12 protein-coding genes and 4 tRNA genes are annotated in these 13,605 nt (G+C 36.5%); 4 read left to right on the forward strand and 12 right to left on the reverse strand.

The features are described 5' to 3' along the window. Positions 1 to 57: 57 nt before the first annotated feature. From VIO64_RS14850 to VIO64_RS14860, 3 genes are read right to left on the reverse strand one after another with little or no spacing between them, the layout of a single operon-like run. Positions 58 to 1,038 carry a M42 family metallopeptidase gene (locus VIO64_RS14850; protein ID WP_331919605.1) on the reverse strand — a complete coding sequence of 327 codons (981 nt, stop codon included), beginning with the start codon at positions 1,036 to 1,038 and terminating at the stop codon, positions 58 to 60. Positions 1,039 to 1,081: 43 nt separating this feature from the next. Further along, positions 1,082 to 2,134: a M42 family metallopeptidase gene (locus VIO64_RS14855; RefSeq protein WP_331919607.1), complete on the reverse strand. Its 1,053-nt coding sequence runs from the start codon at positions 2,132 to 2,134 to the stop codon at positions 1,082 to 1,084. Continuing rightward, on the reverse strand, positions 2,131 to 3,174 hold the full coding sequence (locus tag VIO64_RS14860; RefSeq protein WP_331919609.1) for a M42 family peptidase: 1,044 nt from the start codon (positions 3,172 to 3,174) through the stop codon (positions 2,131 to 2,133). The genes VIO64_RS14855 and VIO64_RS14860 overlap by 4 nt, the downstream gene beginning before the upstream one ends. A 201-nt stretch (positions 3,175 to 3,375) precedes the next feature. On the opposite strand from VIO64_RS14860, the gene VIO64_RS14865 reads away from it, so the two are divergent. The 3 genes from VIO64_RS14865 (at position 3,376) to VIO64_RS14875 (ending at position 3,680) form a co-directional block, all read left to right on the forward strand. After that, positions 3,376 to 3,449: transfer RNA gene (locus tag VIO64_RS14865), tRNA-Ile, on the forward strand. Between the two features lie 70 nt (positions 3,450 to 3,519). Next, positions 3,520 to 3,595, forward strand: a tRNA-Phe gene (locus VIO64_RS14870). 3 nt (positions 3,596 to 3,598) lie between these two features. Beyond that, positions 3,599 to 3,680 (forward strand) — tRNA-Tyr (locus VIO64_RS14875). 57 nt (positions 3,681 to 3,737) lie between these two features. Here VIO64_RS14875 and VIO64_RS14880 read toward each other — a convergent pair. From VIO64_RS14880 to VIO64_RS14890, 3 genes are all read right to left on the reverse strand, one after another. Continuing rightward, on the reverse strand, positions 3,738 to 5,606 hold the full coding sequence (locus VIO64_RS14880; RefSeq protein WP_331919611.1) for a dockerin type I domain-containing protein: 1,869 nt from the start codon (positions 5,604 to 5,606) through the stop codon (positions 3,738 to 3,740). A gap of 241 nt (positions 5,607 to 5,847) precedes the next feature. Continuing rightward, complete coding sequence (murD, locus tag VIO64_RS14885) at positions 5,848 to 7,242, reverse strand: UDP-N-acetylmuramoyl-L-alanine--D-glutamate ligase (RefSeq protein ID WP_331919788.1); 1,395 nt, start codon at positions 7,240 to 7,242, stop codon at positions 5,848 to 5,850. A 115-nt stretch (positions 7,243 to 7,357) separates the two neighbouring features. Next, positions 7,358 to 7,897: a nucleotidyltransferase domain-containing protein gene (locus VIO64_RS14890; RefSeq protein WP_331919613.1), complete on the reverse strand. Its 540-nt coding sequence runs from the start codon at positions 7,895 to 7,897 to the stop codon at positions 7,358 to 7,360. A 78-nt stretch (positions 7,898 to 7,975) separates the two neighbouring features. On the opposite strand from VIO64_RS14890, the gene VIO64_RS14895 reads away from it, so the two are divergent. Next, positions 7,976 to 8,062, forward strand: a tRNA-Leu gene (locus tag VIO64_RS14895). 327 nt (positions 8,063 to 8,389) lie between these two features. On the opposite strand, the gene VIO64_RS14900 is transcribed toward VIO64_RS14895, so the two are convergent. From VIO64_RS14900 to VIO64_RS14925, 6 genes are all read right to left on the reverse strand, one after another. Continuing rightward, entirely contained in the window at positions 8,390 to 9,172 is a 783-nt protein-coding gene (locus tag VIO64_RS14900; protein WP_331919615.1) for a protein-glutamate O-methyltransferase CheR, read from the reverse strand. A gap of 49 nt (positions 9,173 to 9,221) precedes the next feature. Next, entirely contained in the window at positions 9,222 to 9,626 is a 405-nt protein-coding gene (gene ndk / locus VIO64_RS14905; protein ID WP_331919617.1) for a nucleoside-diphosphate kinase, read from the reverse strand. A 195-nt stretch (positions 9,627 to 9,821) separates the two neighbouring features. Beyond that, on the reverse strand, positions 9,822 to 11,873 hold the full coding sequence (locus VIO64_RS14910) for a bifunctional 4-hydroxy-3-methylbut-2-enyl diphosphate reductase/30S ribosomal protein S1 (protein WP_331919619.1): 2,052 nt from the start codon (positions 11,871 to 11,873) through the stop codon (positions 9,822 to 9,824). A gap of 49 nt (positions 11,874 to 11,922) precedes the next feature. Then, the gene (gene cmk / locus VIO64_RS14915) at positions 11,923 to 12,597 is read right to left on the reverse strand and encodes a (d)CMP kinase (RefSeq protein WP_331919621.1); all 675 of its coding nucleotides are present in this window, start codon (positions 12,595 to 12,597) and stop codon (positions 11,923 to 11,925) included. 22 nt (positions 12,598 to 12,619) lie between these two features. After that, positions 12,620 to 12,979, reverse strand: a complete 360-nt coding sequence (gene aroH / locus VIO64_RS14920) for a chorismate mutase (protein WP_331919623.1) — start codon at positions 12,977 to 12,979, stop codon at positions 12,620 to 12,622. A gap of 59 nt (positions 12,980 to 13,038) precedes the next feature. Next, positions 13,039 to 13,473, reverse strand: coding sequence for a HutP family protein (locus VIO64_RS14925; protein WP_331919625.1), 435 nt, complete (start codon positions 13,471 to 13,473; stop codon positions 13,039 to 13,041). Positions 13,474 to 13,605: the final 132 nt, after the last annotated feature.

The raw sequence follows: 13,605 nt of genomic DNA on the forward strand, positions 1-13,605 counted from the left end.
TAAATAGACAAGTCAAAAACGACTTGTCTATCTATCTTTATTTAATAATAACCGGTTTTAAAAAATCAAACTCTGGGTTAATAGCTTTACAGCATCCTCCATATCTGTTAATGAAACCATCTCCGATGGGCTGTGAGTATACCTGCATGGAATGGATATTGCACCGGACGGAATACCTCCTGCCGTAACGTGGATAGCTCCCGGATCACTTCCTCCGCTTTCAAGTATTTCAAACTGATACGGAATACTAAGTTTTTGTGCCGATTCTTCCAAAAGCTTTTTTACAGTATTGTGGCATATGACTGATCTGTCTTTAATTTTTATAGCAGGTCCCTTTCCACATTTTACTTCCATGGGCTTACAATCAGGCGTATCTCCTGTAAGTGTAACATCAACGGCAATAGCAAAATCCGGAAGCAGCTTGTAGGCTGCGGTCTTTGCACCTCTTAGCCCTAATTCCTCCTGGACCGTAAACACAAAATATATCTCATTATCAGTCTTTGGCAGATTTTCTATTGTCTTGATCAAAACCGCACATCCCGATCTGTCATCGAGGGCTTTTGATATTACCATATCTCCTGAAATTAAAGCATCTCCGCAGAAAGCAGCAGTATCTCCTATTTTAACCTTGCTTTGTGCGTCAGCCTTGTCTTTAGCACCAATATCTATATACATATTGGAAAGCTTTAGTCCCTTTAGATCTTCAAGCTTTTCTTCATAAAACACAGTTCCATAAGTACCGCTTCCAAACCTTACTCTCTGCCCAAGTGCATAATTTGCAGATACCCACCCTATATTTGAGAACCTTACAAAGCCTTTGTCATCTATATGAGTTGCCATAACACCAATTTCATCCATATGTGCTGCAACCATGATCTTCTTTCCCTTACCTTTTTTAGTTGCAATGAGGTTTCCCAATGCATCAACCTCTATATTGTCTACGTATTTTTCTATCCTGCCCTTTATAAACTCTCTGATTTCTTCCTCATTGCCCGATACACCAAACTTTTCGGTCAAACTTTTTATAAGCTCAAACATGCTTTTACCTCCGATATTCTGTATAAGGATGATAAAAAATAAATTAATTTTCACCTGTTTTAAAATCAATTAATCTACCTATAATTTCATCACTGTTAAATTCATTTAATGCCAGCTTTGCAAGCTCAAGGCAGGAGTTATAATCCCTCTTGCTCATTACTGAAACAGGTGAATGAATATACCTGCATGGAACCGAGATTGAAGCAACCTTCACACCCGATCCCGTAAGCTGGATTTTCCCTGCATCATTACCGCCTGTTGTAGTCCTTTTAAATTGAACCTTTATATTGTTTTCTTCACCAAGCTTATATAAATAATTAACTAAAGCTTTATCTGAGTATGAAGTTCTGTCCATGATGGTAAGAACCGCACCACCGCCCAATGTTGATGAGTAACTGTGTTCCTCAACTCCCGGGACATCTGAACATGTAGTGCCCTCCATAACAAGAGCAAGATGTGGTTTTATCCTGTATGCAGCTACTTCGGAGCCTCTAAGGCCCACCTCCTCCTGCACAGTAAAACAAACATATAAATCAAAGTCATATTTTTCTTTGATCAACTCCATAAGAATGGCACAGCCTACCCTATCATCCAATGCTTTTGCTTTAACAACGTCATTCCCAAGTTCGGTGTACTCGCTGTGAAAAGCGATATATTCTCCTAAAGGAGCAAGTACTTCAGCTTCCTCCTTCTTGTCAGCACCTATATCTACATACATGCTTTTAAGCTTAATATTTACGCCCCGTTCATCTCTTTCCTGCAAGTGAATGGGTTTAACACCGATTATGCCGGGTAAACGCTTGTCACCTACCAGAACTCTTTTTCCTGGAAGTATTCTATCATCAAGGCCTCCAACATTCTTAAACTTAAGCATGCCATCTTGATAACCTGTCACCATTAATCCTACTTCATCCATATGGGCTGAAAGCATGACCTTATATTTGCCCTTAATCCCTTTTTTAAAAGCAATGAGATTACCCATTGAATCTACTTGTATATTATCTGCATATTTTTCTACATGACTTTTTATAAATTCCATAACATTGTACTCGCTGCCGGAAATTCCGTTTAACTCAGTCAGCTCTTTTAATATCACAAAATCCCCTCCATCCCGTCATCTAAAGCTGTTAAGAACGCCTTAACCAGCTTAACGGTGTTTTCCACATCCGAAATACTTAAGGTTTCCGTTCCTGTATGCATATATCTTAATGGTATGGAGACTAGCACAGTTGGAATCCCTGATCTTGACACTTGCAGTGCCCAAGCCTCTGTTCCGGTGTTATCAGGCTCTATATCGGTCTGGTGTGGAATATCGTTGTCTTTAGCTATTTTGAACAATTTTCCGGTCAAAATTCTGTGAAGGTTTGGACCAAGACCTATTGCCGGTCCTTTACCAAGTGGATAAATGGACTCTTTAGGGCATTCCGGCATATCACCATGACATGCATCTATAACCACTGCTGCATCAGGAGCAATTGCGTAGGATGATACCTGCACTCCTCTCAATCCAACCTCCTCCTGGGTAGTGGCTACAAAGAAAACATCGTTTTTCAGCTTGATACCTGAAATCTCGTTCATAATTCCAATCATTGCAGCTACTCCGCTTCTATTATCCAAAGACTTGGAACTAATTTTATTTCCTTCAAGTTCCAATAATGGAACCATTAATGTAGCTGTATCTCCAATGGATACAATTTTCCTTAATTCCTCCTTACCCAGGCCTGTATCAACCGATAAATCCTCCAGTTTAACCGCCTTCTTTGCTTCTTCCGGCTTTAACAGGTGGGGCGGCTTTGCACCTATTATACCGACTATATCCTTTTTGCCGTGAATAACAACCTCTTGTGCTAATAGAAGTTTAGGGTCAATTCCACCCATATTTGTTAATTTTATAAATCCCTTATCATCAATGCTCTTAACCAGAAAACCTATTTCATCATAGTGAGCTGTTATTATTATTTTCTTAGGATTATCCCCGGTACCTCTTCTAATCCCTATAACATTAAAAAAGCTGTCAATTGAAGCCTCGTCACATTTCCCTTCCATAATACCCTTTATTCTTTCAGCGGAAGCTTGTTCAAAGCCTGAAACAGCCGTTATTGATACCAATTCCTTTAATATATCTTTATAATCCATTTTTCACCTCGTTGAAACTTCAGTAGAAAAGTATTCTATATTTGCGACAAGCAAATATAAATATTGATCGATTTTAATATTAGCATTGTTTTAAAAAATATGCAATTATTGACTTATAATTAAAAAAAATAATAAATTTATTTAAATTTCTCTTGACGAAATAGCTATTTTCTACTATACTAACACATGTGACTTTTTTGAGGGCCTTTAGCTCAGTTGGTTAGAGCAACCGGCTCATAACCGGTTGGTCCGGGGTTCGAGTCCCTGAAGGCCCACTTGCTTTAATACATAAGCAGAAATATAAATCGTTTGGTTTATACCTTATAAAAAGTTGACATTTAATAAGCCCAGATAGCTCAGTCGGTAGAGCAGTGGACTGAAAATCCACGTGTCGCTGGTTCGATTCCGGCTCTGGGCACCATATGGAGGGGTTCCCGAGTGGCCAAAGGGGGCAGACTGTAAATCTGTTGTCGCTGACTTCGATGGTTCGAATCCATCTCCCTCCACTAAAAAAGATCAGTTCATTGAACTGATCTTTTTAATTTCTAGGAAAGTACAATCGCTTATTTATTTACCAAAACCCCTGGATTATCAATCCAGATTAAAAGATATGGATTTTGTGCATCCTTCTGTTTAAGGCATATCAAAAATTGTTTGTCAAACACCAAGTTCTTTTTATTCATGATAGCAGAAGGCGTTGCAAGTATAATTGCTTCTGAAGCAAGTTTTACTCCATCCTTGTTCAGTTTAAATTTTACATTCTGATATGCTTTTGTAATCTTATAGTCATATAAAGCTTGATTAAAAATTCTTTTATGCAAATCAGAATATTCTCCTTCAATATTCAAATTCACTTCAGGTATTGCTATGGATTCAGTGAATCGTAAGCTTTCCGGCGTTGATTTTTTTATCCTTTCCATTATTTCTGCATATGTTTTATTGAGGGTTTCACCTGGTGCAACCTTTGCAAGAATTATTTCTTCATTTGTGTCTTCCGGTAATAACTTAACTATAAAATCATTGTCGTTTTTATAATCATATATGCTAACCTGACTGGAAAGATCATTATACCTTTTAGATCCGTTTTCTATTCCAAAAGACGCTACCTGAGTAGTTTCACCATTTGAGCTAAAGAAAATAGGACGTGTGTCTTCAAATGACTTTGCAAATTTCATTTTTTTCAGCAAAAATGCACAGGATATGTATCCCCCAGGACCTATAGATTCAACTTCAGGAGCGTCATCACCGAACTTGGACTTAAGATTGTTTTTAATTTGTTCTACCATATTGTCACCAATACCTGATATAGCAACATAACTATCTTCAGTTAGTGAGTTTGACCAATCAAACCCCTTATTGAGAATATCGGCAAGCGGGGGTTTGCCTTCTAATACCACGTCACCGCCAGCATCCTTTTTCAGACCGTCCCAGGCCATTTGGAATGTAGGACAGAATATAGTATTTTGTCCGGGAACTATATTACAGTCCGAATATGGAGTCAGCATAGAATGGTCCACTGCACTGGGGATTGGCGATGCTGATGGGCTTGGTGTATCTGACGGCTTGGTTGGTGTACTGCTTGATTGGATTGGTGTACTGTTTTGCGGGTTACCTTCAACCTTTATGTTGTATATATCAGGCATACCTCCCACATAGTTTGAATGAAAGGTCACAATCACATTGCCCAGCGATAACGCCTTAAACTCCCATGTATGAGTGTAAGGGGCACCAGCAGGCTCTGTGTTTTCAATGGTTGATTTATCTAATACCACAACCGTATCATCGGAAATTTCTGCATTCCATTTAATACCTGAGCCCCCTTCTCTTTTGGTTACTGCAAATACTTCCCCAACTTTCATTTTAATATCGGTTATCTCAGACTTCATAGGCGTTATATAACTCTCTGATGTTTTATTGAAGTTTTTAGCTATAATTACCACATCACTCATGTTTATGGCACTATCCCAATTTAGATCGCCTTTATATGAATATTTGTCATCACCCTTTAATGTATTGAATGATGATGCCAGTATAACTATATCAGACATATTTACAGCATTATCATTATTTACATCACCGGCACACATTTCAAATGGAACTTGAGGTGAACCAATCATCATATTTTTTACAGGGCTAATACTTATATATCTTGTAAGGTATTGTTCCTTAGTTACATAAATATTGGTGTCCGCCCCAGGAATGAATTTTCCGGTGATTTCAAAATATCCGCTGCTATCAGTATATGCTTCTATATTACAGCTCGGCAAATATACCCTGAATCCAGAATTCATTACGGAATTTGTTAACTTGTGATCTGTACACAAATATCCGTATATTTTATAGTCTTCCTGAACCTCGGAACATATGGAATTCATCGGCTGCAATGCTACAATAAAAACAAATATCATAAGATACGCCAACACTCTTTTCATAACCATTCCTCCCATTTAAATTTTATAGCATTATTTTATACCAATAACGCCCATGTGTGAATCATGTTTTACCTATTAACCCAGATTTACAATCATTATTAAAATCATGATTTCCTATTCATAAACCTTGATTACTGTCATGAGGAATGGGGTGTTGCATACACCATAATTTGCTAGACATAAAAAAGCCGATCTATGACCATTTTAAGGTCATTAGATCAGCTGCAAGCCAAACACCAAATTACAAACCGTTTACAATTTCCTTAAACATTTCACCCCGTTCTGCGAAGTTCTTAAACATATCAAAACTTGCACTTGCAGGTGATAATATTACTATATCTCCCGTTTTTGCTTGCTTGGAAGCTGAGTTTACTGCATCCTCCAGCGTTTCACAATACACAACAGGAATATCGCTTCCTTTACCTGTTCTTTCTATTTCGTCCTTTAACGCTTTATCGATCTTTTTACCGGTCTGCCCGATAAGAACCAAGCCTTTAACCTTATCTGCAATTATTTCACCCAGGCAATCATAAGGAATCTTTTTATCGTAGCCTCCAGCAATCAATATAACTTTCTGCTTGAATGAATTAAGCCCTGCTATAGTTCTTGTAGGACTGCTTGCTATGGAGTCGTTGTAGAATTTTACTCCCTCAATCTCTCTTACAAGCTCTATTCTGTGCTCTACTCCCTTAAAGGTTGTTGCTACCCTTTTCATAACTGAAGGTTTAACATCATCAATAACAGCTGCTATAGCAGCTAGATAGTTCTCTACGTTATGGACACCCGGTATGACAATTTCATGGGCAGACACAATGATTGTATCAATACCATTCTTCCTGTAAACAAGATTATCGTCTTTCATCAAGGCCCCATTATCCAATTCATTAACTCTGCTGAAATAGACAACTTCTCCTTTTGCTTCACTAGAGAGACTTTTTGTTATTTCATTATCGAAATTTATAATTAGCTTATCGGTGCTGTCCTGAAAGTTTAATATGTTCTTCTTGGCTTCCACATATTCTTCCATTGATTTATGAACATCAAGATGATTTGGCGAAATGTTTGTTATAACAGCTATGTTAGGGCTCCTTTTCATAGTATGGAGCTGGAAGCTGCTTAGCTCCAATACCACCTTGTGGTTCTCTTCTATTTCTTCGATACGGTCTAAAAGCGGATTACCTATATTACCGCCAAGCCAGCATCTATACCCCTGCTCTGTCAGGAATTTATGGATAAGTGTGGTAGTGGTAGTTTTTCCATCACTGCCTGTAACTGCATAAATAGTTGCAGGACACAGCTCAAAAAAAACTTCCATTTCTGAAGTTATTTCGGCCCCCTCTTCTTTAGCAGCTAAAAGCTCGGGAAGGTCAAACCTCATTCCAGGCGTTCTGAAGACTATATCAAAGCCTTTAAGGCTTTCCAAATAGTTTTCGCCCAGGCTAAACTTAACCCCTAATGCATCAAGCTCTTTTACAATGCTCCCAAGCTTCTGTTCATCGGCTTTGTCAAATGCTGTTATATCTACGCCTATGGACGAAAGATATTTAATAAGGGGCACATTACTTACACCAATCCCTAACACGGCAATCTTTTTGTTTTTTATGTAATTCTTATACTCTTGCAATTTATCGTTCAACATTATTTCCTCCCGATACTTAATTTATATTAAAGCGTTAATAATCATACATATTGCAATATTATATTATTCCAAACATATACAAATCTATTATAAAATTAAGTATAAATTTGCCTTAAATTTCCCTTCTTTTTTTCATATACTTGTACTGCATAAGAGTCTTCTCCCATTTTCTTTCCCACTTCTGCGAACCAAGCATCTTTGCAAATTCAATACATTGATTAAGAAATTCTTCTTCTTTTTTTATGTTATTTACTGCAAGCCTTTCTTTAATGGAGATGAATGTACCAAACTTGTCATAAATGATTATGTTTTCTTTGCATATCATATATAAAAATGTACCTGTAACCTTATCGGAATATAAAATTTCTTCAAATATTTCCGGAGTATACAGCAGTATTTTGACCAAAAACAACTTCTCCCTTAAAAGTTCAATTCTTAGGACATTTGTTAATTTAATAAAAGAATTGAGAGGAGTATTATTATTTACGAGAACTACGAACTCGTAATCATTTTGTGAATTTCTATCTCCCCTTGCCCGTGATCCGTACAAAACAATGCTCATAATCTCTATCCCGAGACTATCTATACATTTTTCCAGTATTTCATCCACCTTGTTTATAAACCTGTCATTTTCCAACCAATCAACTCTCATCTGTTCCCCCAAAAAAATTTATAAATTTCCACTTGCTTTTTTTTTATATATTTAGTACAATAGGTGTGCGTTAATTTTGCGAGAGTGGCGGAATTGGCAGACGCGCTAGATTCAGGTTCTAGTGGCCGCAAGGTTGTGTGGGTTCAAGTCCCGTCTCTCGCACCAATTAATCAAATGGTTTCAAAGATTCACATCTTTGAAACTATTTTTTATATCAAGGTTATAAAATCTCTTTGAGATTTTGTTCTATGTTTATTTAATATTATAGTACTTAAAAGCATTTATCTCAATTTTATTTCCCATACTTTTAGCTATTGCAATTTTTGGACTGGTATATTATTGCACAAATAATTTTGCTAGTCAATATTTAATTGATTTAAAATATTTCCCGCTGCTTTTTTGCAACCTTGATGCTATCATGTTGATGTTATCATAAGGAGCCTAGACATAAAAAAGCCTCTAACGGCTTGTAGAGGCTTATGTCTTTTTATATCACTTGTTTTGGTTCTCCTTGACATAGAAAAATGTTTTCAAAGACTTTAGGTTAAACTTACTTGACATTATTATTTGCTCGGTACTTCCGACAAAAAGTACGCCATGAGGCTTTAACGAAGCATTAAATTTATAATAGATATTTGTTTTTGCTTCCTCAGTAAAGTAAATAAGTACATTCCTGCATACAATCAAGTCCAAATCTGTCGGGTAAGGATCCTTTAAAAGATTATGATGCTTAAAATCTACACATTTTTTTACACTTTCCTTTATCTGATAAGTGTCACCAATTGAAGTAAAATACTCGTTTAAATAGTTCTTAGGCAATCCTGCAAGGCTTTTGGCTGAATAAATTCCCGTTTGAGCCTTATTTAATATTTCTCGGTCTATATCTGTTGCTATAATTCTAATTTCATTTAACGGAATAAAGTTGTTCAAAATCATTGCAAGTGTATACGGTTCATCTCCTGTAGAACACGCAGCACTCCAGATTCGGGGCTTTTTGTTAACATTTAAAATCATAGGAAGTATTTCATTTTTTAGAACTTCCCATTGCTCAGGGTTTCGATAAAATTCAGAAACATTTATAGTCAGGTAGTTTATAAACTCATTGTACATGTCATTTTTAGCCTTTATGGCTTGCAAATAGCTTTCATAAGGCTCCATCCCGTACTTCCTTATTAGAGCCTCTATCCTTCTCTTCATTTGCTTTTCTTTATAACAAGAAAGATCAATGCCTGAAAGTTTATACACCTCACCCTTAAACCATTCGTAATCATTCATTTTTATCTTCCCTTTCTCTTAAGATAGCTATAAGTTTTCCCAATATACATCAGAAATCGCCGAAAAACCTGCAAATTTCTTTTTCAACACTTTCTAAAGAGTCAGATGCGTGGATAATGTTCATAAATCTATGATAGCCAAAATCTCCCCGTATAGTGCCGGGACTTGATTCAAGACAACTAGTCTTTCCTATCATATTTCTTACCGTTTTTATGACATTTTCGCCCTCTAAAATCATAACTATGACTTCTCCCATTGTTATGTAATCTATCATATCATTAAAGAAGGGCATGTCACTTATATGTGAATAGTGCTCCTCAGCCTTTTTCCTGTCAATTTTAATGATCTTTATATCAACAATTTTTAAATTTCTTTTCTCAAACCTGGAGATTATCTCTCCTACAAGCTTTCTTTCCACTGCGTCAGGTTTTAAAATAACAAGTGTTCTCTCCATTGCTACCATATCCTTTTCATTATTTTGAAGCTCATAAATGTATTTTATTATCGTTTATCGGAAAAAATTATAAACTAATTAAGAGAAATTATTTTTTTATTTTATGTTAACTAACTGGAATACGCAAAAAGGAGCTGTTACATAACTAGTTTGCAGTTTTGTAACGGCTCCTACAGGTTTTATTTCATAGGCACATTATTGTGCGTCTACATCTATTTTGCCGATAATATCGCCAATAGTACTGTTTATCTCTTCCTTGTGCTCAGTGGGCAATTCCTCTTCAGTCTTTGCTTCTTCAGAGACTTCTGCTTCATCCTTTACTTCTTCCTTCTTGTTTGGTGCAGGAATTGGGTTTACTTCCTTTATGCTGAGGCTGATTTTCTTATTTTCAGCACTAAACTCAGTAATCTTAGCTTCAACTTCCTGTCCAACAGAAAGCACATCGGCTGGCTTGCCTATCCTGTCATTTGATATCTGGGAAATGTGAACCAATCCATCCACACCTTCATCAAGCTCAACAAAGGCACCAAATGGAACTAGGCGTACAACCTTACCCTTTACAATATCGTCCACCTTATATTTATTAGCAGCTTTAATCCATGGGTTGTCTTCATTCTTCTTATAACCCAGAGAGACCTTCTTCTTATCTTTATCAAACTCTTTTATAACTACTTCTATTTTGTCACCAACCTTTAAAACTTGCGAAGGATGCTTTATCTTGTTCCACGAAAGCTCAGAAACATGTACTAGTCCGTCAACTCCGCCTATATCAACAAATGCACCGAAGTCCATGAGGCTTTTAACTGTACCTGCGTATTTTTTACCCACCTCAACACTGCTCCAAAACTCACTTCCAGCTTTTGCTTTTTCTTCTTCAAGAAGAACCCTTGCAGAACCTACGAATTTTCTTTTTTGCTTATTGTAATCAATAATGCGGATGTCCATAATCTGCTTTAAAAATCCGTGAAGCTCTTTAACATATCTGTCACTTATTTGAGAAGCAGGGATAAATATTTTTATACCGCTTACAGCTGATATAACACCACCGTTTACGATTTCTATAACTTTAACCTTAACAGGCGTTTTATTTTCAAAGGCTGCAACAAGAGCATCCCAGCCTTTCATTGATTCGACTTTCTTTTTGGATAACTCTACAACACCTTCTTTATCATTAACCCTTACTATAAAAACCTCAACTTCATCTCCAACTTTTATTGACTGGGAAGGGTTAAAATCAACGTCGTCTGTAAACTCTTCAATTTTTATGATTCCATCAGACTTATACCCTAAGTCAACAAATACTTCGGAATTGTTATAGCCAATAATCTTGCCTGTAACAATATCACCAGTATTGAGAGTTACTAAAGAGCTTTCAAAAGCTTCTTTAAAACTCATTTCATTTCCTTTATTTAATTCTTCCATTTTGCCAATAACCTCCTTGATTACCCAGTCAGGAGTTGAAGCACCTGCGGTAATACCAATTTTTTTAATATTTTTTATATCCATCGGTGGAAGATCACCGGATGTTTCAATCTGATAAGTTTCACTGCAATATTTTTTGCATATTTCGTAGAGCTTTTGTGTATTAGAGCTGTTCCTGCCGCCTATCACAACCATGGCGTCGACATTTTTCGCTACATATTCCGCTTCATTTTGACGATTACACGTCGCACTACATATTGTATCAAATTTTAATACATTTTCAAATTTATTCTTTAAAAAATTATTGATAGTTTCCCATCTTTCTTTAGTAATAGTTGTTTGGGCCACTACACAAATATTCTTTTTGTCAGTATTTATGTTTTTTACATCCTCTTCACTATAAACAATAAAGGCAGTATTGCCACACCAGCCGTTAATTCCTATAACCTCCTGATGATCTCTGTCTCCTATAATTATTATTTGATAACCATCTTTGTATTTTTCATTAACAAGGTTATGTATTTTTTTTACATACGGGCAAGTTGCGTCAGTATACTTGAGTCCTCTGTTATTTATTTCTTCATATACCTCCGGTGTAACACCATGAGTCCTTATAACTACCTGGCCCTCATTTTTTATTTCGGATATATCCTTTACAACTTTAACACCCTTTGCTTTTAGTTTCTCGACGACCTGATCATTATGTATAATGGGACCTACCGTATATAATTTTTCATCCGATTTATCCAATAAATCAAACAACAGATTTACGGCTTTACTCACTCCAAAACAAAACCCTGCATTTTTAGCAATAATAATTTCCAAACTAACATCCCCCGGCTTGTACGAGAATCATTTATAATTATATAAACACTTACATATTTTCTTTTATAATGCTTACTATCCTTTGGGCCACTTCATCGATGGATAAGCTTGTGGTATCTACTTCAATAGCATCTGCTGCTTTTGCCAAGGGGGCAAACTCCCTTGAGCTGTCATTTTTATCGCGATATTCAATGTCGCTTTTGACGCTATCAAGGCTAATATCTTTAAATCCCTTGGCCAATTGCTCATTATACCTTCTCAAAGCACGCTCTTCAACAGAGGCTGTAAGAAAAAACTTAAAATTGGCCTTAGGTAAAACATAGGTACCTATATCCCTGCCATCCATTACAACACTTGTTTTTGAAGCAATTTGCCTTTGCAATTCAACCATTTTAATACGAACCTCAGGCACAACAGCTACATTAGACGCACCTATTGAGATTTCAGGAGTCCTGATTTGGGAAGTAACATCTTCTCCATTTAAATAAATGGACTGTTCCCCATCAATATAATCGACCGTTATATCCACATCTTGAACCATTTTCGCTAAAGACTCCCTATCTGTTGTATCAATTTGGTCTCTGACAGCTTTTAAAGCAACGGTTCTGTACATGGCCCCGGTATCTAAATAAACAATACCCATATTTTTTGAAATAATTTTGGCAATTGTGCTTTTACCTGCACCGGCCGGTCCGTCTATTGCAATGCTTATGTTCCTTTGCATCCGTATCCCCCAGATTTGAATATTACTCAGCAAGATCAGGCCTTAAAATCTTTGCACCATTCAGGTACACATGAATTAAATCCTTATTGCCCTTTTCAGTATTTATATGTAATAAAACCCGAATGCATTTTGACAGGCTTCCCGGAACATCCATTTCATTTGTACAAAAAAGTGCTACGTTTGTCCAGCCCATCTTTCTCGCTGCGACGGCAGGAAAGGCTGCATTCAAGTCTTTTGTTACGCTGAATATTATGCTAATTACATCGTCTTCATTTATATTGTTTTTTTCTACTATATCAGTTAAGAGGATTTTTGTTTCCTCAAGTATTTCATTTGAATCATTGTTTTTTACAGTGGTAGCACCCCTTAATGCTCTTACCATTATACATATTCTCCCATCCTACAGTATTAAAGAGTAGCCCTACAAGGTCAAATAACAACCTATACTACCCTATGGCCTACACCTATAGCTACTTCATTCAAGTGCAAAAGACCAATGCCCAAAAATATCGCAACACTGATATGGTCATGATATCTGGCAATACCTATCTTACCGCCTACATTAAGCCCCATCGCCTTTCCTGTTATTTGGGACAAGGCTTCTCTGGCTGCTCCAGCAACTGCTCCCTCCTCAGCATGAGAATCGGTTATTACACCTTCCCTTTTTGAGGATACCACAGCTCTTTCAATAATCTTCATTATGGATGTTATAAATTCCCCTCCATAATCAACTGCAGCTGCATGAATGCCACTCTTTAAATATTCAGACTGCAGTTCCTTTTCCTCATATCTGTCACTTGTTAAAGACATCTTAATTGCTGCTGCTGCGATCTCCTTGCTACCATAATTCTTTGGGTATTCAGCATCCTTTGTCATTTTATCCTCATATTCTCTTGAATATTTTACAAATATTTTATTTAACAAACTTTTTGACTATTATATTATATAGTATGAATGGTTTTAAAACAACACCTATTATATATTAAAATAACTATAATTTCCTAGGCA

This window comes from Pseudobacteroides sp., from assembly GCF_036567765.1.
Classification (GTDB): Bacteria; Bacillota; Clostridia; order Acetivibrionales; family DSM-2933; genus Pseudobacteroides.

Bases quoted from the DNA above. Each gene is read 5' to 3' on its own strand.
- VIO64_RS14890 (WP_331919613.1), bottom strand. From the start codon at position 7,897: ATGAGAGTTGATTGGTTGGAAAATGACAGGTTTATAAACAAGGTGGAT.
- VIO64_RS14860 (WP_331919609.1), bottom strand. From the start codon at position 3,174: ATGGATTATAAAGATATATTAAAGGAATTGGTATCAATAACGGCTGTT.
- VIO64_RS14925 (WP_331919625.1), bottom strand. From the start codon at position 13,473: ATGACAAAGGATGCTGAATACCCAAAGAATTATGGTAGCAAGGAGATC.
- VIO64_RS14850 (WP_331919605.1), bottom strand. From the start codon at position 1,038: ATGTTTGAGCTTATAAAAAGTTTGACCGAAAAGTTTGGTGTATCGGGC.
- aroH (WP_331919623.1), bottom strand. From the start codon at position 12,979: ATGGTAAGAGCATTAAGGGGTGCTACCACTGTAAAAAACAATGATTCA.
- cmk (WP_331919621.1), bottom strand. From the start codon at position 12,597: ATGCAAAGGAACATAAGCATTGCAATAGACGGACCGGCCGGTGCAGGT.
- ndk (WP_331919617.1), bottom strand. From the start codon at position 9,626: ATGGAGAGAACACTTGTTATTTTAAAACCTGACGCAGTGGAAAGAAAG.
- VIO64_RS14900 (WP_331919615.1), bottom strand. From the start codon at position 9,172: ATGAATGATTACGAATGGTTTAAGGGTGAGGTGTATAAACTTTCAGGC.
- VIO64_RS14880 (WP_331919611.1), bottom strand. From the start codon at position 5,606: ATGAAAAGAGTGTTGGCGTATCTTATGATATTTGTTTTTATTGTAGCA.